Below are 22,238 nucleotides of genomic sequence, written 5' to 3' on the forward strand. Positions count from 1 at the left end.
GCAGACGCGGACGCGCTTGACGTAGACATTGCCGTAATCGTCGTATTCGCGGACCTTCTTCACGAAGCAGTAGCCATCGTCGTAATAAGCCGGGCGGATGACGAAGCGCGGGCCACCCCAGAAGCCATGGTGCCAGCCATTGTGCCAGCCATGATGGTTCCAGCCGTGATTGTGCCACTTCCAGCCACCGGCTTCGGCGCCGGAGGTCAGTGCAACAGTGGCGACGAGGGCGGCGACAGCGCCGAGAACGAGCTTCTTCATGATATTCTCCTTGGGGGTCGGTTTGTTTCGTTTGGGGTCTGGAGGTCATCTCCAGCGTTGAAACCTTTTTCGCACATCTGTCGGCCCGACGTTGTTTCCAGGGGAACAATCCCGTCAGGAGGCGCTTTGATCGGTGCGGATTTGACGAAGGAGAATGGGAATGGAGCCCGAGGCTGTCCTTTTCGAGCCGAGCGAATGGGTGCCGAACAACCCGAAACTGCCGATGCTGGTCTACCGCTCGCTGCCGCTCGACGACCACGATCCGGCGGCGCTGTTTGAGGACCTCTTCCGTCGCAATGGCTGGCAGGGCATTTGGCGCAACGGCGTGTTCGCCTACCAGCATTATCACACTCATGCGCATGAAGTGCTCGGCATCGCCGCTGGCTCAGCGCGCTTGCTGCTTGGCGGACCGAGAGGCCGCGAGATCGAGGTTGCCRCCGGCGATTGCCTCGTGCTGCCCGCTGGCACCGGCCACCGCAGGCTTTCGGCGAGTGCCGATTTCCTCGTGGTCGGCGCTTATCCGCCCGGTCAGCATGCCGATATCCAGACCGGCGATTGTGGCGAGGCGGGCCGGAAAGCGATCGCTGCCGCGGCTTTGCCTGAGAGTGATCCGGTTACCGGTGAGGATGGGGCGCTGACACGCCTCTGGCATTCATGACAGGCGGCTGGTGCCCTTGTAGATATAGCCGTTGCCACGCGCCGTCTCGATCAGGTCGCCGTTCTGGCCGTTCTGCTCCAGCTTGCGGCGCAGACGCTTGATGCGTGAATCGATGCTGCGGTCGATCGGGTCGGAGCCATGCGCCGGTGCGAGTTTGAGGATATCGTCACGGCTGAGCAGCTTGCCGGCACGCGTGGCGAAGGCGGCGATCAGGTCGATCTCGGTCGGAAAGAGCGGGACTTCTTCGCCGTTCGGCTCAAACAGCTTCCAGCGCTTGAGGTCGAGCGAGAAGGCGCCGAAGGGAATGATGTCCTCGCCATTGAGACGCCGCCGCCGCAGCACCGCCTCGACGCGCGCATGCAGTTCGTTGAGCGAAAACGGTTTGGTGATATAGTCATCGGCGCCGATTTCCAGCCCGACGACACGGTCGATCAGGTCGGAGGCTCCTGTGAGCATGATAATGCCGAGATCGTGATGGTCGCGCAGGCGTCGGGCGATGCTGAGCCCATCCTCGCCGGGAAGGTTGAGGTCGAGGATGACGATGTCGGCGGCGCGCGCGGCGATCTCGCCGTTGAGCGCCTCGCCACTCGGCGCGCAGCGGACCGCATGGCCTTTCATCGACAGGAAATCCTCGATCATCCCGCTCAGCGGCAAGTCGTCGTCGACCACAATCACATTCGCCATGTCGCCGTCCACTATCTCCCCGCGTCGGTGGCATTACGATATTGTCCGTAGGTGCCTGATTGCAATCAAAAAATAGAGAAATACTGGATTGTAACGCGACTTTTCGAAATCAATGGCGACATCGTTGTGAAACAATGGACCGGCATTTTTCACGTAAGATGAACCAGATATTTTCCAAAGCAGGGGCTTGATGGAGAATGGGCGCGCTGTGACGAGGTCATAGGGAATGAGTTTCGGAAATGCCGACGGCAAGGTGACGCTCGGGCGCGCTCGCATCGGCCCGTCACCGAGACTGCTTCTGCTTTGCGCCTTGCCGCTCGCTTTTCTCATCATTGCCATCGTCGTCGATCAGTTCCGGCGGCAAGAGGATGCACTGCTCGGCGATCTTGATAAGCTCACCAACGAACAACATCACATGCTGACCACATTGGTGGCCGAGACGGACCAGCAACTGGCCCGCATGCGGCTGACGATGGAGGACGGCATTCGCTTCTCCTCGGGACTTTCGCAGGAGCGGGCGGGCCAATTGACGTCCGTGGACGTCAATCTTCCTTCCGGCACGGTGCAGGGGCTAGAATGGACGGCCGGGACGAAGAATGTCGCCTTCGGCACGCTGTTCGGCATTCCCGATCTGGTTTCCCGTCCGAGTGCCGACATTGGTCCCGTGGATGCCGCACTCAACCTGCTTGGTGCGCTGCAGATCGATCGGCAGGCGGGTTCGCGCTCGCATTGGAGCTATTTCATTTCGGCGCAATCCGATTTCGTCGCGATCTATCCCGGGCTGAGCCTGCAGGCGGTGGCCAATGGCTCGCACGGCAACCAGCAGATCAGGACCATTCATGACCTCGTCGGTTCGTGGCTCGCCAGGGACATCTACCGGCTCGGCACGCCGCAGCAGAATGCGACACGCGCGGATTATTGGACGCGCGTCTATGAGGATGCCGCCAGCGCCGGGCCAGTGGTGACGCATGCCTCGCCGGTCTATGTCAACGGCCGCTTCTATGGCGTGGTCGGCAGCGATATCCTGGTGGAATCCTTCGACGCCGTCATTGCGCATGTCACCCAGCCGGTCGGCATGCTGGCGATCATCGACGACCAGGGAGACATATTGAGCGTCAATGGCCGCGCCTTTGCCGGCGACCGGCCGCGCATGGCCTCCTATCTCGCCGAGAACAACCTGCTCAAGCCGGAAGTCGAGAGCAATCTGGCGGCCGGCTTCGAGACGATCGGCAACAATTTCATCCGCATCCAATCGTCATCGCTGTCGCCGTTCCGGCTGGTCTATGTGCTGCCGAAATCCGACCTTTATGCCTATCTCCTGCCGCGTTTCGCACCCTATGCGATGATCCTGATCGGGCTTGGCGCCACCTTTTTCGGCCTCTTCTATCTGCTGCATCGGGCCTATATCCGGCCGAGCTTCCAGCTTGCCGAATATCTGACGCTGCAGGCGGCGGGCGTCGACGCACCGATCCCGCGCGCGCCGGCCGGCTGGCGCACGCATTTCCTGACCATAGCCGGCATCGTCTCGACCATCCGCCGCTACCAGAGCCGGCTCGAGGAGAGCGAAGCGCGCTTTCTTGCCGCTACGTCGAGCCTCGACGACGGCTTTGCGATCGCCGATTCCGAGGGGCGGCTGCTGTTCTACAACGAAGCCTTCGCCGCCCATCTCGCCCGGGACAGGCAGTCCGAGGTCGCGGTTGGCTGCAAGATCGGCGCGCTGTTCGACCTAGACCGGTTCAACGATGATTCCGACGCCGAATACCAACTGCCGGATGGTCGCTGGATCGATGGCTGGCAGAGCGCGATGCCCGACGGCGGCAAGGTCATCCTGCTGCACGATATTACCGAGATGAAGGAGACCGAGCTCAGGATTCGCGAGAGCGAGGCGCGCTATCGTCTGGTGATCAACACCCAGACCGAACTTGTTTCCCGTCACAGCCCGACCGGCCATATCACCTTCGCCAACGATGCCTATTGCCGCTATCTCGGCACCACGCTGGAAGACTTGCTGAGCCGGCCGGAGAGCAATTTCGATTCGATCTATCCCGAAGACAGGCCGATGTATGATGCGCACATCGCCTCGCTGACCCCGGATAATCCTTCCAGCACCATTGTCGTTCGCAACATCCTGATGCCGTTGGGCGATATCCGTTGGGAGGAATGGACCGAGACCGGCATTTTCGATGACAATGGCAAACTGACCGAAATGCAGTCGATCGGCCGTGACGTCACCGAGCGCAAGCGCGCCGAGGAGGCGCTCAGCGTCAGCGAGGCACGCATGGCTGCCTTTCTCGAATATGCGCCGGTGGCGATGCTGGCCAAGGATCGCAACGGCATCTTCACGCTCGTCAATCCGGAAACCGTCAAGCGGCTTGGCCGGCCGGCGCACGAGATCATCGGCCGTCGCACCATCGACATCCTGCCCCCGAACGAGGCGGCGATGATGGACCGGTCGATCGACAAGGTGCTGGCGACAGGCGAGGTGCAGATCGAAGAACAATATCACCCGTCGCTGGCGCCGTTCCTCTATTCGATGTTCATCCGCTTCCCGATCCATTCGGAAACCGGCGAGGTCACCGGCGCCGGCGTGTTCGCCGTCGACCAGACGAGCCAGAAGCTGGTCGAGATGGAACTGGAAAAGCGCAGCGGCGCGCTGCAGCAAAGCGAGAAGCTCGCGGCTCTCGGTTCGCTGCTCGCCGGCGTGGCGCACGAACTCAACAATCCGCTGTCCATTGTCGTCGGCTATGCCGGCATGCTGCATGAAATGGCGCAGGACGATGCCACCAAGCGGCGCACCAAGGAACTGCACTCGGCCGCCGAGCGCTGCGCCCGTATCGTCAAGACCTTTCTCTCAATGGCGCRCTCGAAACCGATCGAGAAGCGCAACGTGGCCATCGACACGGTGCTCGACGACGTGCTGGAACTTGCGGCCTATGGCTTGCGGAGCAACGGCGTCAAGGTGGTGCGCGAGCGGCTGGTGACGCTGCCGGATTTTTTCGCCGATCCCGACCAGTTGCACCAGGTGTTCATGAATGTCGTGCTCAATGCGCAGCAGGCAATGTCCGGCATCGAAGGCGAGCGCAAGCTCAATGTCAAAAGCTATCGGGGCCGGGGCGATATCGTCATAGACATTATCGATACAGGCCCCGGTATTCCGGATTCCGTCAAGGAACGCGCTTTCGAACCTTTCTTCACCACCAAGCCGCAAGGGGTGGGCACAGGCATCGGCCTTTCGGTCTGTCTCAGGATCGTCGAGGCGCACGCGGGCACGATCTCGCTCGATGCGCTGCCTGCCGGCGGCACGCTCTGCCGCGTCAAGCTGCCGATGGGGCCGGAGATTGCCCAGCAGGAAGAGGAGCAGGCACAGGCCGATTTCCGCCTTTCCGGCCGGCTGCTCGTCGTCGACGACGAAACGGCGATCGGTGACTTCCTGGTCGACGTGCTGAGCGGCGAGGGTGTGTCGGTGGTCGCTGTGCCGAGCGGCCGCGAGGCGCAGCAGGCCGTCCTCGATAGCGAATTCGACGCGGTGCTTACCGATCTGCGCATGCCCGACATCGATGGCGACCGCCTGGTCGCATTCATCATCAAGGCCAAGCCGGCTCTGAAGGGCAGGATCGTGGTCATGACCGGCGATGCCCTYAACGCCCAGAACAAAGCTGTCCCGACCGACCTGCCGGTCGTTACCAAGCCGATCGACCTTGCTGCTTTACGCGCGGCGCTGAGGCCGATGCTGGACCGTGAAACCGATAAGAAAACCGAAAAGCAGACTGCGCCAATGCCCGAAGGAGTAAAATAATGTCCGAAGCCAGTATCGTGGTCGTCGATGACGAACCGGGCCTCAGGGGCATGATCGAGGACTATCTGTCCATGCAGGGCTATAGCGTCGAGCCGGCCGAGAATGGTGTTGCCCTCGACAAACTGCTCGCTGTCCGTTCGCCGGATCTGATCCTGCTCGACGTCAATCTTCCAGGCGAAGACGGTTTTTCCATAGTCCGGCGGCTCAGGAATGCCGGCGAGCGCATGGGGATCATCATGCTCACCGGCAATGCCGACGAGACCAGCAAGGTCGACGGCCTGATCAATGGCGCCGATGACTATTTGCCAAAGCCGTTCGAGGTGCGTGAGCTGCTGGCACGCGTGCGCAGCGTGCTGCGCCGCTTGCCGCCGGCGCCGGAAAAGCCGGCCGAGACACGGCCGAAACTGACATTAGGGCCCTATGTGCTTGATGTTGAAGGGCGGCGGTTCTTCGATCGTGAAGGGTCGGAGATCGAAATCAGCAGCATGGATTTCGACCTGCTCGAAGCTTTTGCCCGCCATCCACGTCAGATTCTGTCGCGCGACCGGTTGGCCGAACTCGCGCATGGACGTCCGCTCGGCGACGCCGACCGCAGCCTCGATATCCGCATCGCGCGCCTGAGAAAGAAGATCGAGGCCGATCCGTCGGAGCCCACTCTGCTCAAGACCGTCCGTGGCGAGGGCTATGTGTTCGAGCCGGAGGGCTGATCCGGATCTGTTGGCTGGTTTGGTGTGATGATGTTCACAAATGCTGGCTGTCGTCTGCGGTGCAATGATGTTTCGATATTGTCTTCGAATTTTTGTTTGTTTTCGAACTAGTTCATTGCCACCAGGCAGGATGAAGCAATCGGGCACGATGAACCAAGGTCGACATGCTCCATGCCCGGCCGCGGTCCAGCCATATTGACGGCCGGCACATTGCTGCTGTCCAGCGTTGCAAAGTTGAACGCGACGTCACGAAAGCCGCGGGACTTCGCGACAGAATTCTTTTCTTTAGCCGAAAAAGATACGGACACTCCGTCCAAAGAACGGGCATTGCCAATATTTCCGTTGGCAGACAGTGCGCTGCCCAGGCCGAAGCCAAACCCCGTCGAGGCAACGACGATTGATGCCATTACTGCACTAAGGCGCAAAAAGGGAAACATCGATCTGCTCTCTGAGAATTTGGCCAGCGGGGCGGCGCTGGCTTGTCCGTGAGCGAAGGTCTAAAGTTCGTTTGTTTCACTTGAATGTCGCTGTTACAAAGTCGTACTTTTCGACTGAAACATTGAAACGATTGGTACAGGTTTTGCCGTTTTGTTACCGTACGACGCCAGGATTGGCGCGTTGAGTATATCAATCAATTAAAAATGTTAAATATCCAACAAATTGAGCGACTTTGGTTGCTGGCTTCCGGCTCCTTCTCCTGGAGGTCGAATGGCTTCGCTGTTCTCTTCGGAAAGGCGAACTTGGGGTATGCTATTCAAATGACTTCGATTTTTTGGCTTGGCGGCAGCCGCATCATGCCGCTGCCGGCAATCCGGCCTCTTCGCACGATGGAAAAGTACAATGTCATCAAACTATCATTTTTCTGTAACGTTGTTGAATTAGCGATATTTCTCGCATTCCCTGCACACGAAAGAGAGCATCGCCGGAATATTTCCGGCGGTGTTTCGTTCCGCTTGTAAAGATGTGCGTCACGCCAGTTGCTTGCAGCCATACCGGGCGTTGGAAAAGCGCATATCCCGAAGATTCTGGCCGGCTCAGCCGTCTTCCATCTGATGACTTCGAAGCAGGAAGGATGCACGATGCCTGAGGATTTGTCCCGGAAGAACTCTCTTTTCAAGATCGTCACGGTGCGGGATGAGATCGTCGTCGGTCTCACGGACGCGGACGTCGCGACGATCAAGGGCAACGATGTCACGGCGATCGGCCGGGCAGTGGCTGAGGGGGGCGAATTGACGCTGATGCGTTTTGCCGTTCGCAAGGCCGCCGATGGGGAGCTGGAGCAGGCGCCGCTTCACCGGGTCAGCGTGCTTGCCCATGATACACTTCGCATCGAGCCGTATCCGACACCGCTCAGGATCGTTGCTATCAGCTAAGCCGGACCTTCTCGGCGGGCACTCATGGAACCTTCGTCGTGTTCTGGCAATTGCTGTGTTGGAACCGATGGAGGATGCCATGCCGAAACCTGATCCCCAAGCCGATCTCGACGACGTCCAGCGCGACGCCGAAACGGGCGCGCCGGTCGGCATCGCGCCGAATGGCGCCAAGACCGAAGGCGAAATCGAAGAAAAGACCAATGCCGATCCCGGCAAGGCCGCCCGGATCGACCCGGAAAGCCGCATTCCGCGACCGGTGCCGCCGGATCTCGCCTGATGGGCTTGCGTCTCGTCAGGCCGGGCTAGGTTCCCAGCCCGGCTCCGCCATGACGAAGCCTGAAAATTCGAAGCCGGGCGCCACCGTGCAGCCGACCAATGTCCAGTCCCCGAGGCTCCTGGCGCTTTGCCATTCGTCCTTGCGCACGATGCCCTGGGGTGTTTCGCCCGCCAGCACGTCAGGGCCGAGTGTTAGCGTGCGCATGGTGTTTCCGTCGTCCGACAGCCTGAGCTCCAGCGGCGCGCCGGCATAGTGGTGCCAGATTTCCACCGCGTCCACCCTGTGCCAATGCGAGCGGTCTCCGCCTTCGAGGAGGTAGAAAATCGCCGTGGAATGCGCCCGGCCGTCGACCCCGAGCGGATCGCGATAAGTCTGGATATACCAGCCGCCTTCGGGGTGGCGTTCAAGTTTGAGGGCGGCGATGAGATCCTGGGCTGTGGTCATGCGGCGGCTCCGGATGGTTGGGCCGAACTATAGGATGAAATCGCCGGCGCTCAAGGCGTGCTTTCCCGAAAGCGTGAGATGCAGGTCGGCCGTTCCATCCCCGTTATAGTCGGCTTCGACGATCGTCGCGCCGTTTCGCCAGAACCAGCGGATCTCCGCGGCTTCGCCGTCGAATGCGGTGTTGCGCGCCGACAGCAACTGAAAATCGGTGCCGCCGGCGAATTCCAGGCGGTCCGCCGTGTCGAAATCGGAAATCGTGTCGCCTTTGCCGGATGCGTTGCTGTCTTTTGCCGAGGCGAAGACGAAGATGTCGGCGCCGCTGCCGCCGCTGAGGAAATCCGCGCCTTTGGAGCCGATGAGCACATCGTCGCCCGCGTCGCCGGAAAGGCTTTCTCCCGGCTTGCCGCCCAGCAGAAGGTCGTCATCGTTTTTCGTGCTGTCATAGGCGGTGCCGTCACCGGCAAGGCTGGTGACGCCGGGGGCTGTCGCCAGCAATTCCTCGATCGGGTGATCGACGGAGAGATGGAGTTTTTGCAGCACCGCGTCGATGGCTGGCTGAAGTTCGTCGGAAATGCTGCCGATCGTGGACACGCCTTTGATGCTGGCGGCCGTCAGCGGATCGTAGGTTGCTTCATACGCTAGCAACGTCTGGTGGTGATTGGCCAGCATTCGGCCGGCATCGAGCGCTTCGGCATAGTTGGCACGGCTGTCGGAATGATACAGGCCGAACGTGTCGGCCTCGACATAGCGGCGATTGGCGATTGCCGCCTTGAGATTGGCCGGCAGGCTGCTGGAGAGCGAATTGTAGCGAATTTCGTACCAAGCCTCGGCACGGTCGCCTTTTTCGATCGCGGCCTGCAGTTTCGGGCCCAGCATGCTGGGCGCATTCCAGGTGAGCGAGAAGAGGGCGGCGCGCTCGGAGGACTCCGGAATGCCCGGGACCCAGGCGTCGATGCGGCCGTCATAATAATCATCGAGCGCATCCAGCGCCTTGGCGATCGCGGCGTCGCCTGAGAAGGCGAAGGTGGTCGGCACCTTGCTGTCGTGATGATCGTGCCAGTCCTGCATCACCGCGTTCAGGTTGGCGATCAGCACAGCATTTTGGCCGGGCGTATAACTCTTGTCGATCTGTGTCGCCAGCCGGTCTTCGAGCGTCTGGCTCCAGTGCCTGTCGCCGACGATGATGCGCAACACCGGATCGAGATTGTAGACGAGATTGAAGCCGATGCCGATGGTGGCATCGCCGACGCCATCGACATAGGGTTTTGTCGTCGAGCCTTCGAGCAGCTTGAGCAGGGCGAAGCGTTCTTCGTTATAGGCATCGTGATCGGAAATGATCTTCCAGTTCAGCATGGCCGCCTCTGTCCGTCAGCGGCCATGCTAGTTTCAAAGAGTAAACAGGGGTTTGAATACGAGCCTCAGATTTTGCCTTATGYCGCCGACTTCCGGTCAATGTCATAGCGGGGAGCCGGCGTGGTGCGCGACAGGCCTGGGCCGAGCGCCTTGCGGGCCGCCTCGAAGGCCTGCCAGTCGGCGTCTTCCGGCAGTGAAGGGATGGTGGCGAATTCGCCCAGATCCAGGCCGGCCAGAGCCGCGTCGACCATGTCTTCGGCCGACATGACGATTTCCTGCGGCAGATGCTCGACCGGCGTGCCGGCAATGCCCCAGAATTCCGTCGCGGTGGCGCCCGGCATCACCACCTGCACACGCACGCCCTTGTCTGCCAGTTCGTGCTGCAGCGACTGGCTGAAGGCCAGCACAAAAGCCTTTGAGCCGCCGTAGACGCCGTTGAGGAGTTCCGGCGCGACGGCGACGATAGAGGCGATGTTGACGATGGTGCCTTTGCCACGGGCGACAAAGGCCGGTGCGGCGGCATAGGTAAGGCGGGTCAAGGCATTGACGTTGAGCGAGATCATGTCGCTCATCTTTTCTATATYGGCATTGACAAGCGGGGTCGACGAGCCGACGCCGGCATTGTTGACCAGCATGGTGATGCTGTCGTCGGTCCGCAATCTTTCTTCGACGCGTGCAAGGTCGTTTCTGTCGGCAAGGTCGGCGCTGAGCGTTTCGACCCCGCGGCCGGTTTCGCGGGCAAGTCGATCGGCAAGCTCCGACAGGCGGCCGGCATTGCGGGCGACGAGGATCAGGTCATAGCCGCGGCGGGCGAGCCGGTCGGCATAGACGGCGCCGATGCCCGAGGAGGCGCCGGTGACGAGGGCGGTTCCGAGATGTGACATGATGAAATCTCCGTGTTTCACTGTTGCGATGACCGGAGAATAATCTTGAAGCGGCCTGTCTCAAATGTCATATATACGATGATTTAGGACATGGAGATGGAAGATGCTGTCAGTCGCCTTCGTTGTCGCGCCGGGCTTCCAGATGATGAGCTTCGCCGCTCTTGCAGTTTTCGAGTTCGCCAATGTTACGGTCGATGAACCCTGTTACGCCGTAGAAGTCCTTTCGGAAAAGGGCGGTCCGGTTCTAAGCTCGATCGGCGTGCCGGTCGAAACCAGGCCGATCGATGACCGGACCTTCGATACAATGATCTTCACCGGCGGCCTTAAGCCGTCGCGCTCGACGCCGGAACTGGTTTCCTATGCCCGCCGCTCGGCCGACACCGCGCGGCGCATTGCGTCGATCTGCACCGGCGCCTTCGTGCTGGCGGAAGCAGGCGTGCTCGATCACCGCAAGGCGACCACGCACTGGCTCTATGCCCGCGACCTCAAGGCGCGCTTTCCGGATGTCCGGGTCGAGGACGACCGGATCTTCATCACCGACGGCTCTGTCTGGACGTCGGCCGGCGCAAGCGCCGGCATCGATCTGGCGCTCGGCTTGGTGGAGGACGATCTGGGCCAGGAGATCGCCCGCTCCACCGCCCGCAAGCTGGTGCTCTATCACCGGCGCGCCGGTGGCCAGTCGCAGCATTCGACACTGCTCGATCTGGATGCCAAGTCCGACCGGATTCAGAACGTGCTGACCTATGCGCGCCGTAATCTCGCCGCCCCCCTCAGCGTCGAAGAGCTGGCGGAGGTGGCGCATCTCAGCCCGCGCCAGTTCAGCCGCGCCTTTCATGCCGAAACCGGCCAGTCGCCGGCCAAGGCGGTCGAAAATCTCAGAGTCGAGGCGGCCCGCGTGATGATGGAGCATGGCCGCCATTCGCTCGACATCATTGCGCGCGAAACCGGCTTCGCTGACCGGGAACGCATGCGCCAGGCGTTCCTGCGCGCCTTCGGCAGATCGCCGCAAGCCATTCGCCGCGACGTCAGGCTGGAAGCATAAGTAAGCTCTAAGCAACGATTTTTGCTTGCCCTATGCCGTCGTTTTATTTCATTTACGGGGCGCGACAGCATGAGGTGAGGTTTTGCAGGCCATCCGCATTTTCCTGAAAGCGCTGGTATTGACCGGCTTACTGCTCGGCGCTCCGGCGATCGCCGCAGAACAGGCGACGGATGCGACGCAGCAGCCGCAGACCCAGGATGCCGTGAAGCAGGCTGTGCAATCGCTGCAGCAGGACGCGAAAGCGGCGCTGGAAAAGGCGGCTCAAGCGTTGAATTCACTGCGCAAAAGTGTCGGTGAAGCAACAGTGACCGACAATGATCTCGCCCAGTTCAAGCTGCAGGTCGACGCGGTCGCCAAGGCCATTTCCGATGCCAAGGCCGAACTCCAGAACCGATACAATCTTGTTGTCGGCCGCCTGGAGCAGTTGGGCAATCCGCCTGCCGCCGGCCAGCCGCCGGAAAGTGCGGCGACTGCCGGCGACCGCAAGCGTCTGCAGGGCGAACAGGGGCAGATGAACGGAATCCTGTCGGACGCCGATGTGCTCGACAAACAGGCGACCGATCTGTCGGGGCACATCACCGATCTCCGGCGGAAACTCTTCGCCGAGACGCTGTTGCGCTACACCGAGGTCAATGGGCAGTTGCTTGAAGACACGGCCGATGGGTGGGGAGAGCTCAAGCGAAAGTTCTGGTCCAGCGTTGATGGCACGTTCGACTTCACCTGGAAATTCAAGCGGCAAGGCTTTCTGATCGCGCTCGGGCTGATAATCCTCGAGGCGCTTCTCATCATTGGCCTTGTCCGCCGAATGTTTCGCCCCTTCACCCAGCGCGATCCCACTCTCGGGCAGCCGACCTTCACCTTCCGTCTGGTGGCTGCCTTCTGGTCGACATTGATCCCGACGCTGGCAGCGGGTCTGTTCGTGCTCATAAGCCTGATCACGCTCGCCGGGTTCAAAGTGCTCAGGATCGATTTCATCGACATCGTCCGGTCCGTCCTATGGACGATTGTCGGGCTCTATTTCGTCTGGCGGCTTTCCCATGCGATCCTTGCGCCGAAGCGGCCGCAATGGCGGCTCGTCAGTGTGTCGGATCACGGCGCGCGCATGCTTGTTGGCTATTGCATGCTGCTGGCGCTTGCCAACGGCCTCGCCTATATCGGCGATCAAATCAATGTGGCGCTCGATGCACCCGTCGTGCTGACGGTGGCGGAGGGGTTCGTTTCGTCGATTCTGATCGGCGCGATCCTGTTGCTCCTCGCATTCGTGCGGCCAATGGAGGTCGGCGAGGGTGGTTATGGCGCGTGGCCGAAACCGATCCGCTATCTCCTGATCCTGATGGGCATCGGACTGATCCTGACATCATTGTTCGGCTATATCGGACTAGCCCAGTTCGCGGCATCGCAGATCGTCGTAACGGGCGCCGTGCTGGTGATGATCTATATCGGCTATCGCTCCGGCCAGGCGATTTCGCGACCGGATGCTTTCGCCAAGACGCTGACCGGCCGCTACCTGCAGAAGCGCCATGATCTCAGTGCGATCCGGCTCGACCAGCTCGGTCTCGTTGCAGGACTGGTCATCTATGTCGTCGTCTGCCTGTTCGGCATTCCGACCATCATGCTGAAATGGGGTTTTCGCGCCCCCGATATCTGGGCGATCTTCGTCCAGCTGTTCACGGAAATCCATATCGGCAATATCTCGATTTCGCTGCTCGGCATCGTCGCCGGCATCCTGGTTTTCCTCGGCGGCTATTTCGCCACGCGCTGGTTCCAGTCCTGGCTCGACGGCACTGTCATGGCCCGGTCGCAGGTCGATATCGGCGTGCGCAATTCGGTCAGCACAGTGCTTGGTTATGCCGGCATTTGCATCGCCGGGCTGTTCGGCATCTCGGCGGCGGGGATCAACCTTTCCAGCCTGGCGCTGGTGGCCGGCGCGCTCTCCCTCGGCATCGGTTTCGGCCTGCAGACCATCGTGCAGAATTTCGTCTCAGGCCTGATCCTTCTGATAGAACGGCCGTTCCGGGTGGGTGACTGGATCGTCAACGGGCCGGTCGAGGGTTTCGTACGCCGTATCTCCGTGCGCGCGACGGAGATCGAGACATTCCGCAACCAATCCGTCATCGTGCCGAATTCGCAGCTCATCAACGCCTCGGTCGGCAACTGGACGCTGCGCAACAAGCTCGGACGCTCGGAAATCCCGGTCAGTGTCTCCTATGATGCAGATCCGCGGCAGGTGATGGACATATTGATGGAGATCGCCACGCGGCAGCCGCTGGTGCTGACCATGCCGGAGCCGCATGTCGAATTCGTCCGCTTCGGCGAGTCGGCACTGGATTTCGAATTGCGCTTTTACCTCGCCGATCTGTTCACCGGCATGGGCGTGAAGAACCAGATCCGTATCGAGATTTTGGAGCGGTTTCGCGAGGAGGGGATATTGATGCCCTATCCGCAACAGACCATTCATCTCTATTCGTCGGAGGACGAGCCTGCTTTTTCCGAAACACGGAAGCGGGGAGCATCGTTGAACGGCGGAAGCCAGAAGAGCAAGGAGGAACTCGACCGCCGCCGCAAGCAGGCTGAAAGCCATGCGCGCGATATCGATGCCGTCGAGGACAATCGCCATTCGCATGACCGTTACGACGATGATCGGGATGGCGACGGCGATGATGACAGTCGTTAGCGACGTCAGATTCGGAATGTGATCCAGCCGCCCCAGAACAGGCTGGAGAAGAACAGGTCCGGCGCCGTGAAGCCGGCTTCGGCGAGGAGTTCTGCGACAACAGCATCTGAGGCAGGCGGATCGGCGCCTTGCAGGATCTTGCCGAGTTTTGCCGACACTTCGGCATCGCTGGCATCATGCATCCGCCAGCGCTCGCCCCAGGCGGCGAGGAAGAGCGGCTTGCTCGCATAGGCGTTCCGATTGCCCGCAAGGATCAGCGGTGCGCCAGGCTTCATCCGCCTGGCAATGGAACGCAGCAGTGCCGCCTTCTGATCCCGGCCCGGAACATGGTGCAGGACGCCGATCAGGGTTGCCGCGTCGAATGCCGGTCCCTTAGGCAGTTCATCGACGGTCGACAGGTGAAAATCGACGCGGCCGGCGAGGCCGGCATCGGTTACGCTTGCACGTGCCAGGTCCATCATCGACGGCGAGGGGTCAACGGCGGTGAAGCGCCAATTGTCCTGCAGACGGGCCGCGGCGAGGATTTCCTGGGCCGTACCACCGGCACCAGCGACCAGGATATTCGCGCTGCCGCCGCGGCCGAGCGTGGCCGACAGCAGGCAGGCGGCGACCTCGTGGCAGGCGTCGTAGCCGGCCAGCGCGATGCGGCTCTGCATTGCATATTCGCCAGCCCGGGACGCATCGAATTTTGCCGCGGAGGCGGTGGTCATTTGGCCACCGCCGCGACCATCAGCATATCGAGGAAGAACGAGCCATCCGGCTCGATGTCGAAATGCGCCTTGACCTCTGCCGGTGCTCCGGCCTGCAGCGCCAGCAGCGCCTGGACATAGTGGGGCGGTGTTGCCATGCGCTCTGTCCAAACCTCGAACTGCATCCTCAGCCGAAACGTCCGGACCGCGGAGATGCCGAAACCGGCATGGAACAGCATGTTCGTCCATTCGGAGAACGAATAATCGCGGACATGCGACGTGTCGCGCAACAGCTCGAGTGCTTGCAGATGGGTGTCGAGCAGTGGCCGCCCGGGCGAATAGCAATCGATGAAGACAGCCGGCGAGCCCGCTTTCAACACGCGGCGCGCCTCGCGCAGGCCGGCTTCGACGTCCTGCCAGTGATGCGCGGAATAGCGACAGCCGAGGAAATCGAAAGCCGCATCGGCAAATGGCAGCTTTTCCGCCGGCGTGCGCACCGTCTCGATATTGTCGAGGCCCTTCGACTTCGCCGTGGCAGCAACGGCGGCCAGCATGTCGGCGGAGAGATCGGCGGCCGTGACGCGCGCGGCATGCGGCGCCATCGTATAGGCGACATGGCCGCCGCCACAGCCCAGGTCGATGGCATGTTGCGGTGCGTGCCTCTTTGTCAGTTCGGCGAGGTCTATTAGATCCTGTCCCTGTGAATGGACAGCGCTTTCGACATAGGCATTGGCGCGTGGGCCGAACTGGTTCTGTACGTTTTTGTCATGGACGGTCTGCATGGTGTTCTCCTTGGTTGACGTGCACCATGCCTGAAAAATATTCTGTTACAAGATGACAGCTTATCCTGTTATATCTGCTTCCATGCTGGATGATGATCAGAGAAAATTGCTGGGCGAATTCGTCCGCGCCCATCGCGAGCGGCTGGCGCCGGAACAGCCGGCCGGACGGCGGCGCACACCGGGGCTGCGCCGCGAGGAATTGGCCGCGCGTGCCGGCATCAGCGCCACGTGGTGCGCCTGGATCGAGCAGGCGCGCGAGGTGCAGGCCTCGCCGCACGCGCTTGGCCGGCTCGCAGTGGCGCTCAGGCTGACGCGGGCGGAGCGTGCCTATCTTTTCGAACTGGCCGGGCGCCGCGATCCCGAGGGCGAAACGCATGAGGATATCGAGGATGCGCCGGCCTCGCTCAGGGCGATGGTCGATGCGGTCGACCATCCGGCCTATGGGCTCGATCGCTTCTGGAACGCATGTTGTTGGAACGAAGCCGCCGAAAGTCTCTTCACCGGTTGGCTGAGCCACGGCTGCCAGCGGAATCTCTTGCGCTTCATCTTCCTCGAGCCGGCAGCCCGGGCTCTCATCAGGGCCTGGGAGGATCGCGCGCGCCGGGTGCTGGCAGAATTCCGCGCCGACTACAGCCATAGCTTCAACGATCCGCAGATGAACGCCATGCTCGATACGCTCAGGCGCGAAAGCCCGCTGTTTGCAGTGATCTGGAAGGAGCAGGCGGTGCTCGACCGGGAAGGCGGCGTGAGGACCTTCAGCCACCCCCTCCGCGGCGAACTGGCTTTCGTCCAACACACATATCGACCGACGGACCGGGCGGACCACAAGCTGGTATTGCTGATTCCTGCTTAATTCCAGGGGGATCGGAAATCCCTCGGCTATGCTACGGCGCGGGAGGCGTTTTTTCGTCCTGTCCCCATTTTTAGGAAAGCTTGCTTAACCTTTCCTCAAAGCCTGTCCCATAATCTGCTACCGGGGTAATTTTTCACAATAAGGCTGGCCAAATGGATTTCTTGGGTGTTTCCGGCATGCACTATTCCGGTGCGTCGCTGAAGAACAATCGGATCATCGTCGCCGAGGATTCCAATGTCTTCGCTTCGATGATCCGCCAGCGGATGAAGGAACTTCTGGAAATCGACGTCGAAATCTGCCGTGATTTCGAAGAGATTCAGCAGGCCAACGAAAAATCGGATGTGCCGATCCGGCTCGCCATCTCCAACATGAATCTGCCAGGCGCCGAATCGGGCGAGGCGCTCAACTACCTGGTCGACGTGGCGATCCCGACCATCGTCTTCACCGGCACGCTGCAGGATTCGACGCGCGACAAGCTGCTTTCCAACCAGATCGTCGACTATATCCTCAAGGACAGCGTCTTTGCCGTCGACATGCTGGTCGAAGCCGTTTGCCGCTTCCTGACCAACCATACCCACCATGTGCTGATCGTCGACGACAGCCAGACGGCGCGTGCGCTCTTGACCACGCGCCTCAAGCGCTACAATTTCAAGGTTTCCGCCGCCGAAAGCGGTCAGCAGGCGCTCGATATCATGAAGGCCAATCGGGACATCTCGCTGATGATCACCGACTACAATATGCCGGATATCGATGGTTTCGAACTGACGCGCCGCATTCGCGCCCATATCGGCTCGCACCAGCTCAGAATCATCGGTGTATCGTCGTCGACGGACCGTCTGCTTTCGGCGCGGTTCCTCAAGGCCGGCGGCAACGACTTCATGATGCGGCCGTTCATCGACGAGGAATTCTACTGCCGCGTCAACCAGAACCTGGACACGCTGTCGCAAATGCGGCTTTTGCTTGCGAAGCAGAGGAAATAACCGGTTTTTCAATAGTGGTGCGATGCCGATTCGGCTGCGCTAGCAATTAATGTTGAAAAATTGGTTACAACTTATATGCATGATTTTGATGCAATTTTTGAGTTGCATTAATGGTTTGGCAAGCGGCCCAGGAATATCTTGTGCCCTCAAGAAAAAGCCACTGTGCTGCAAGCGCGAAGCGGTCTAATCCGCTCAACCGTGCGGTAAGCGCATCCCGAATATCTCTAGCGGAACAGACGGAATTCTACGTGGGAGTAGGTTAGCGTGGCTCTTCGCGATGCGATCGGCAAACCATCCATGCCCAAGAAGCATGAGGGGCGGCAGGTTTTGCTGGTCGAAGACACGCGTTTCTATTCCATCGCCATTCGTGATCGCCTGGAGAGCCAGTTCGGCGTGAAAGTGACGCATTGCGCGACCTTCGCGGCGCTCAAGTGTGCACTCGACATTGCCGAAGGGGATTTTGCGCTCGCCATCCTCGATCTCTGTCAACCGGACGCGCCGAACGGCGAGGCGTTGGACTATGTCATCGCCCACAATATCGCCACGGTCGTGTTCTCGGGCATCAGCAGCGATGCCAAGCGCGAACAGGTGCTCGCCAAGAACGTCTCTGACTATGTCGCCAAGAGTTCGATCCATTCGATCGATCATCTCATCGAGGCCGTGGATCGCCGATTGTCGGCGGACGCGGCCGAGTTCCTGCTGCTCGATCCGGAGGTGGAGACCTGCGGTCTTTCCGGTCTTCTCGACGAATGCAATTTTCATCCGGTGGCGGTTGCCAATGAGCAGGAAGCGCTCGCCGTACTGGATCGTATCCGCGGCATCGAGCTGGTGCTGATCCGCGCCGAGATCGCTGCGCGCAACGACCACGCCTTCCTGAGGCTGTTGCAGGAGCGCTATGGCGAGGAGGGAATCCGGATGATCGGTTATTCCTCGGTGATCGGGCGCGACGACGTGGCGCGGTTCCTGGATGCTGGCGGTGACGATTTCTTTCATTTGCCGATCAGCTCGGACGACCTCGCGGGGCGGCTGCGCCACACCATGGCGCTGCACAAACAGATCCAGGTCCTGCAGCGCATGGCCTCGCGGGACTATCTGACAGACCTGGTCAACCGGCGTTACTTCTTCGATCGCGGCCCCAAGCTCGTGCAGATGTGCCTGAGGCAGGGTCTGCCGACGTCGATGGCGCTGATGGATATCGACCATTTCAAGAAACTCAACGATACCTATGGCCATGAGATCGGCGACGTCGTGCTGAAGGCGGTTGCCAAGAAGCTCAGCCTGCTCGTCGGCGAGAAACAGCATCTGATCGCGCGCATCGGCGGTGAGGAATTCGGCATCCTGTTCTCAGGCATCGATATCGAGGCCGCCTTCGAATATTGCGACCATATCCGCTCGGAGATTTCCAAGGTCCGCATCGTCGTCGACGACGAGGATATTTCTGTGACGATCTCGATGGGGCTCGCCACGATTTCCGGCTCGGAGACGTTTGACAATTATCTCAACGCCGCCGACCAATATCTCTATCTGGCCAAGCATTCCGGCCGCAACCGGGTGTTCTCGGACTATCAGGTCACGAAGATCCAGGCGTCTTAACGGTTCTGCCAATAATTTGCGCGACATTGTAGGATTGTCGCCAAGCGTATCGTCCTTTGCATCACAGGCCTTAAGTGAAAGGATGCGTGCAGTGAACGAATTGCCAGTGATCAAGATGCGCCGTAAGGGCAGGACGCAGACGCAGAGCATGCTGATTCCCAGTGAGGCGATGGTCGCGGAAGAGTTGCTGGCAACGCCTCCCGGCCGCCTGTCGGATCTTGGGGCGATCCGGCGGAAACTGGCGGCAAAATATGGAGCGGATGCCTGCTGCCCGGTCACCGTGCAACGGCTTCTGGTGCAGATGAGCCAAAATGACAGCGCCCCTGTCTGGCGGGTCATAGACCCGGACCGTCCGTTTGCCCGACGCCTTGCGGGCGGAGCCGGGCACATAAGGGAAAGATTGGCCTGCGAGCAACAAATGTCCGGCAGCGACGAGGGTTCTGATGGCGCATATGCGACAGAGCAGAACCCAGATCATTGACCAGACGCGTCTTGTTACATTACCGCGCCGTTGACGCTCGGCATGGTCGCGAGCTGCTTGCGATCGGCGCGTTCCTGCTGCGGCGAGCGGCCATAAAGTTCGCGGTAGCATTTGGAGAAATGTGACGCCGAGACGAAGCCGCAGGCGACCGCCACTTCGACGACCGGCATGGACGATTGGACCAGCAGGTGCCGGGCGCGGTCGAGGCGGATTTCGAGATAGTATCGTGCCGGCGAGCGGCCCATTTCCTGGCGGAACAGGCGTTCGATCTGGCGGCGCGACAGGCCGGCCTTGTCGGCGATGTCGACCAGCGACAGCGGTTCGGCAAGGTTGTTCTCCATGATTTCGATGATCGACAGCACTTTGGAGTTCTGCACGCCCAGCCGGGCGCGGAGCGGCAGACGCTGYCGGTCGCTGGCTGAACGGACTCGGTCGGTCAGGTGCTGTTCGCAGACCCGGTTGACAAGATTGTCGCCGAAATCCTGGCGGATGAAATAGAGCACCATGTCGAGCGATGCCGTGCCGCCGGCGCAGGTATAGATGTTGCCGTCGATCTCGAAGAGGTCGGCATGGACGTCGGCCTGCGGGAAGGCTTCGGCAAAACCCGGCAGGTTCTCCCAGTGGATGGCGCAACGTTTGCCGTTCAGGAGGCCTGCCTGCGCCAGGACATGGGCGCCGGTGCAGAGGCTGCCGACAGCAATGCCGCGATTATAGACCTCACGCAGATAGGCGTTGACCGATTTGTTGCGGAATTCCTCGACATAGATGCCCGAACAGACGAGCACCATATTGGGGCGATGTTCGCCAGTAAGGTTCTTGCGCTCGTCCAAAAGCGACGTCTTGGCTTCCAGTCCGATGCCGGAGGAGGAATAGACCTTCTGGCCGTCGGCGGTGGCGATACGCCACTGATAGGCCTCGTAGCCCAGCATGCGGTTGGCGATACGCAGGGTCTCGACCGCGGCCGAAAAAGGCAGCATGGTGAAGTTGGGGACGAGGAAAAAGACGATCGTCCGCTTGGCAGCGGCCGGCTTCTTGGAAACGGGGTAGCTCTCAGGCCGCATGGTCACTCCTTATGTCGCGTATCAACAAAGTGGTCTAAATGCGCCATCAATGCATTGCGCATTAGCGACATGTATGGGTTATTTTGCGCCAAGCAATAAAAGTTTGGAGTTCAGATGACCATATTTTACTCGACGGTAAATTTTAGGGCAAACTCTGCGTGTGCGAACAAAGGATGTCGGAATTAATTGCAATCTAAAGGTGAGGTTTGGGCTCGCCGCGTCGACCGCGGCCAAGCGGCGAGAGCAAATCTACCCAGGGCGACCGCACCGTCATTCTGATATAAATGCGAACCAAATAGATCTCACCCATTCATCTTCCAACATAAAAGTATCAATTTTTGGCGAATCCGGCGCTAGCGACCGCCAGGGGGCTGGCTATCGTGTCCTTAGGCTTGCCTTTGGAGAAATGTCTGGCATTTCGGGGTAAGTTCATCCTGGGAGGATCAAATGAGATTTTGTTTGGCAGGCGCGCTCGGCGTCTTTCTTTCGGCTGCACTGAGTTCGACTGTTTTCGGTGAAACGCTGACGATTGCAACGGTCAACAACGGCGACATGATCCGGATGCAGGCATTGACGGGCGACTTCACGTCGAAAAATCCCGACATTCAGGTCGAATGGGTAACGCTTGAAGAAAACGTCCTGCGTCAACGCGTCACCACCGACATCGCCACCAAGGGCGGCCAGTATGACATCATGACGATCGGCACCTATGAGGTTCCGATCTGGGCCAAGCAAGGTTGGCTGAAGCCGCTCGACAAGCTTGGCGCCGATTATGATATCGACGACCTCCTGCCGGCGATCCGGAGCGGTCTTACCGCTGACGGCAAGCTCTACGCTGCCCCGTTCTACGGCGAAAGCTCGATGGTCATGTATCGCAAGGACCTGATGGACAAGGCCGGGCTGAAGATGCCGGACGCCCCGACCTGGGAGTTTATCGCCAATGCCGCCCGCAAGATGACTGACCGCGCCAATGGCGTCAACGGCATCTGCCTGCGCGGCAAGGCCGGCTGGGGCGAGAACATGGCCTTTCTGACCGCCATGTCCAACTCCTTCGGCGCCCGTTGGTTCGACGAAAAGTGGCGTCCGCAGTTCGATCAACCGGAATGGAAGAAGACGCTCGAGACCTATGTCCAACTGATGAAGGACGCCGGCCCGGAAGGCGCGTCGTCCAACGGCTTCAACGAAAACCTGGCGCTGTTCCAGCAGGGCAAGTGCGGCATGTGGATCGACGCCACCGTCGCTGCTTCCTTCGTTTCCGACGCCAGAGCATCGGTTGTCGCCGACAAGGTTGGCTATGCGCTGGCGCCTGACAACGGCCTGGGCAAGCGCGGCAACTGGCTCTGGGCATGGTCGCTCGCAGTTCCAGCATCTTCCACGAAGTCTGATGCGGCGCAAAAGTTTATCGCCTGGGCAACCTCGAAGGACTACACAGACCTCGTCGCGACCACTGATGGCTGGGCCAATGTTCCTCCCGGCACGCGTACCTCTCTCTATGAGAACCCGGACTACCAGAAGGCGGCACCGTTCGCCAAGATGACGCTCGACAGCATCAACTCCGCCGACCCGACCAAGCCGACGGTCAAGCCGGTTCCCTATGTCGGTATTCAGTTCGTCGCGATCCCGGAATTCCAGGGTCTCGGCACCAC

General features: G+C 60.4%; 22 protein-coding genes. 13 read left to right on the forward strand and 9 right to left on the reverse strand.

The window, feature by feature from the left end; all coding sequences use genetic code 11:
• A partial coding sequence (locus AC1D06_RS35740; protein ID WP_477990457.1) for a hypothetical protein occupies nt 1-261 on the reverse strand: 261 nt, incomplete at its 3' end.
• A 160-nt stretch (nt 262-421) separates the two neighbouring features.
• Here AC1D06_RS35740 and AC1D06_RS35745 point away from each other — a divergent pair.
• Complete coding sequence (locus tag AC1D06_RS35745) at nt 422-919, forward strand: cupin (protein WP_477990458.1); 498 nt, start codon at nt 422-424, stop codon at nt 917-919.
• Here AC1D06_RS35745 and AC1D06_RS35750 read toward each other — a convergent pair.
• Nucleotides 914-1,603: a response regulator gene (locus tag AC1D06_RS35750; protein WP_477882805.1), complete on the reverse strand. Its 690-nt coding sequence runs from the start codon at nt 1,601-1,603 to the stop codon at nt 914-916. The genes AC1D06_RS35745 and AC1D06_RS35750 overlap by 6 nt on opposite strands.
• 226 nt (nt 1,604-1,829) lie before the next feature.
• On the opposite strand from AC1D06_RS35750, the gene AC1D06_RS35755 reads away from it, so the two are divergent.
• On the forward strand, nt 1,830-5,399 hold the full coding sequence (locus tag AC1D06_RS35755; RefSeq protein ID WP_477990459.1) for a PAS domain S-box protein: 3,570 nt from the start codon (nt 1,830-1,832) through the stop codon (nt 5,397-5,399).
• Entirely contained in the window at nt 5,399-6,106 is a 708-nt protein-coding gene (locus AC1D06_RS35760) for a response regulator (protein WP_477882801.1), read from the forward strand. Before AC1D06_RS35755 ends, AC1D06_RS35760 begins: the two co-directional genes overlap by 1 nt.
• A gap of 107 nt (nt 6,107-6,213) precedes the next feature.
• Here AC1D06_RS35760 and AC1D06_RS35765 read toward each other — a convergent pair whose 3' ends face one another.
• Complete coding sequence (locus AC1D06_RS35765; protein WP_477990460.1) at nt 6,214-6,543, reverse strand: hypothetical protein; 330 nt, start codon at nt 6,541-6,543, stop codon at nt 6,214-6,216.
• 204 nt (nt 6,544-6,747) lie between these two features.
• Here AC1D06_RS35765 and AC1D06_RS35770 point away from each other — a divergent pair, with 204 nt between their 5' ends.
• The 3 genes from AC1D06_RS35770 to AC1D06_RS35780 all read left to right on the forward strand — a co-directional run bounded on the left by AC1D06_RS35770 (nt 6,748) and on the right by AC1D06_RS35780 (nt 7,756).
• Nucleotides 6,748-7,065 carry a hypothetical protein gene (locus AC1D06_RS35770; RefSeq protein WP_477990461.1) on the forward strand — a complete coding sequence of 106 codons (318 nt, stop codon included), beginning with the start codon at nt 6,748-6,750 and terminating at the stop codon, nt 7,063-7,065.
• A 120-nt stretch (nt 7,066-7,185) separates the two neighbouring features.
• On the forward strand, nt 7,186-7,479 hold the full coding sequence (locus tag AC1D06_RS35775; protein WP_477882797.1) for a hypothetical protein: 294 nt from the start codon (nt 7,186-7,188) through the stop codon (nt 7,477-7,479).
• Nucleotides 7,480-7,558: 79 nt separating this feature from the next.
• Nucleotides 7,559-7,756: a hypothetical protein gene (locus AC1D06_RS35780; protein WP_477882796.1), complete on the forward strand. Its 198-nt coding sequence runs from the start codon at nt 7,559-7,561 to the stop codon at nt 7,754-7,756.
• A 15-nt stretch (nt 7,757-7,771) separates the two neighbouring features.
• On the opposite strand, the gene AC1D06_RS35785 is transcribed toward AC1D06_RS35780, so the two are convergent.
• From AC1D06_RS35785 to AC1D06_RS35795, 3 genes are all read right to left on the reverse strand, one after another.
• A complete protein-coding gene (locus AC1D06_RS35785; protein WP_477990462.1) occupies nt 7,772-8,200 on the reverse strand; it encodes a cupin domain-containing protein in 429 nt (142 codons plus the stop codon).
• A 27-nt stretch (nt 8,201-8,227) separates the two neighbouring features.
• Nucleotides 8,228-9,553 (reverse strand): M10 family metallopeptidase C-terminal domain-containing protein, encoded by a 1,326-nt coding sequence (locus AC1D06_RS35790; RefSeq protein ID WP_477990463.1) that lies wholly within the window; start codon nt 9,551-9,553, stop codon nt 8,228-8,230.
• A 77-nt stretch (nt 9,554-9,630) separates the two neighbouring features.
• On the reverse strand, nt 9,631-10,437 hold the full coding sequence (locus AC1D06_RS35795) for an SDR family NAD(P)-dependent oxidoreductase (RefSeq protein ID WP_477990464.1): 807 nt from the start codon (nt 10,435-10,437) through the stop codon (nt 9,631-9,633).
• 103 nt (nt 10,438-10,540) lie between these two features.
• Between AC1D06_RS35795 and AC1D06_RS35800 the strand changes: the two genes are divergently transcribed.
• Complete coding sequence (locus tag AC1D06_RS35800; protein WP_477990465.1) at nt 10,541-11,479, forward strand: GlxA family transcriptional regulator; 939 nt, start codon at nt 10,541-10,543, stop codon at nt 11,477-11,479.
• A gap of 82 nt (nt 11,480-11,561) precedes the next feature.
• On the forward strand, nt 11,562-14,153 hold the full coding sequence (locus AC1D06_RS35805; protein ID WP_477990466.1) for a mechanosensitive ion channel domain-containing protein: 2,592 nt from the start codon (nt 11,562-11,564) through the stop codon (nt 14,151-14,153).
• Nucleotides 14,154-14,158: 5 nt separating this feature from the next.
• Here AC1D06_RS35805 and AC1D06_RS35810 read toward each other — a convergent pair whose 3' ends face one another.
• Nucleotides 14,159-14,863 (reverse strand): SAM-dependent methyltransferase, encoded by a 705-nt coding sequence (locus AC1D06_RS35810; protein WP_477990467.1) that lies wholly within the window; start codon nt 14,861-14,863, stop codon nt 14,159-14,161.
• Nucleotides 14,860-15,624, reverse strand: coding sequence for a class I SAM-dependent methyltransferase (locus AC1D06_RS35815; RefSeq protein ID WP_477990468.1), 765 nt, complete (start codon nt 15,622-15,624; stop codon nt 14,860-14,862). Before AC1D06_RS35815 ends, AC1D06_RS35810 begins: the two co-directional genes overlap by 4 nt.
• A 106-nt stretch (nt 15,625-15,730) precedes the next feature.
• On the opposite strand from AC1D06_RS35815, the gene AC1D06_RS35820 reads away from it, so the two are divergent.
• The 4 genes from AC1D06_RS35820 to AC1D06_RS35835 all read left to right on the forward strand — a co-directional run bounded on the left by AC1D06_RS35820 (nt 15,731) and on the right by AC1D06_RS35835 (nt 19,531).
• Complete coding sequence (locus AC1D06_RS35820) at nt 15,731-16,477, forward strand: helix-turn-helix transcriptional regulator (protein WP_477990469.1); 747 nt, start codon at nt 15,731-15,733, stop codon at nt 16,475-16,477.
• Nucleotides 16,478-16,629: 152 nt separating this feature from the next.
• Nucleotides 16,630-17,457, forward strand: coding sequence for a response regulator (locus AC1D06_RS35825; protein ID WP_477882782.1), 828 nt, complete (start codon nt 16,630-16,632; stop codon nt 17,455-17,457).
• A gap of 264 nt (nt 17,458-17,721) precedes the next feature.
• On the forward strand, nt 17,722-19,050 hold the full coding sequence (locus tag AC1D06_RS35830; RefSeq protein ID WP_477990470.1) for a GGDEF domain-containing response regulator: 1,329 nt from the start codon (nt 17,722-17,724) through the stop codon (nt 19,048-19,050).
• A 91-nt stretch (nt 19,051-19,141) separates the two neighbouring features.
• Nucleotides 19,142-19,531: a hypothetical protein gene (locus tag AC1D06_RS35835; RefSeq protein ID WP_477990471.1), complete on the forward strand. Its 390-nt coding sequence runs from the start codon at nt 19,142-19,144 to the stop codon at nt 19,529-19,531.
• Nucleotides 19,532-19,545: 14 nt separating this feature from the next.
• On the opposite strand, the gene AC1D06_RS35840 is transcribed toward AC1D06_RS35835, so the two are convergent.
• On the reverse strand, nt 19,546-20,592 hold the full coding sequence (locus AC1D06_RS35840) for a GlxA family transcriptional regulator (RefSeq protein ID WP_477882779.1): 1,047 nt from the start codon (nt 20,590-20,592) through the stop codon (nt 19,546-19,548).
• Nucleotides 20,593-21,039: 447 nt separating this feature from the next.
• Here AC1D06_RS35840 and AC1D06_RS35845 point away from each other — a divergent pair.
• Nucleotides 21,040-22,238 (forward strand): ABC transporter substrate-binding protein (locus tag AC1D06_RS35845; RefSeq protein ID WP_477990472.1); only part of this gene is annotated, 1,199 nt, incomplete at its 3' end.

This window comes from Rhizobium sp. P2_G2 (assembly GCF_056403555.1).

Excerpts from the sequence above, each read along its gene's own strand:
- AC1D06_RS35750 (WP_477882805.1), bottom strand. The coding sequence starts at position 1,603 with ATGGCGAATGTGATTGTGGTCGACGACGACTTGCCGCTGAGCGGGATG.
- AC1D06_RS35760 (WP_477882801.1), top strand. The coding sequence starts at position 5,399 with ATGTCCGAAGCCAGTATCGTGGTCGTCGATGACGAACCGGGCCTCAGG.
- AC1D06_RS35765 (WP_477990460.1), bottom strand. The coding sequence starts at position 6,543 with ATGTTTCCCTTTTTGCGCCTTAGTGCAGTAATGGCATCAATCGTCGTT.
- AC1D06_RS35770 (WP_477990461.1), top strand. The coding sequence starts at position 6,748 with ATGTTAAATATCCAACAAATTGAGCGACTTTGGTTGCTGGCTTCCGGC.
- AC1D06_RS35775 (WP_477882797.1), top strand. The coding sequence starts at position 7,186 with ATGCCTGAGGATTTGTCCCGGAAGAACTCTCTTTTCAAGATCGTCACG.
- AC1D06_RS35780 (WP_477882796.1), top strand. The coding sequence starts at position 7,559 with ATGCCGAAACCTGATCCCCAAGCCGATCTCGACGACGTCCAGCGCGAC.
- AC1D06_RS35785 (WP_477990462.1), bottom strand. The coding sequence starts at position 8,200 with ATGACCACAGCCCAGGATCTCATCGCCGCCCTCAAACTTGAACGCCAC.
- AC1D06_RS35790 (WP_477990463.1), bottom strand. The coding sequence starts at position 9,553 with ATGCTGAACTGGAAGATCATTTCCGATCACGATGCCTATAACGAAGAA.
- AC1D06_RS35800 (WP_477990465.1), top strand. The coding sequence starts at position 10,541 with ATGCTGTCAGTCGCCTTCGTTGTCGCGCCGGGCTTCCAGATGATGAGC.
- AC1D06_RS35810 (WP_477990467.1), bottom strand. The coding sequence starts at position 14,863 with ATGACCACCGCCTCCGCGGCAAAATTCGATGCGTCCCGGGCTGGCGAA.
- AC1D06_RS35815 (WP_477990468.1), bottom strand. The coding sequence starts at position 15,624 with ATGCAGACCGTCCATGACAAAAACGTACAGAACCAGTTCGGCCCACGC.
- AC1D06_RS35825 (WP_477882782.1), top strand. The coding sequence starts at position 16,630 with ATGGATTTCTTGGGTGTTTCCGGCATGCACTATTCCGGTGCGTCGCTG.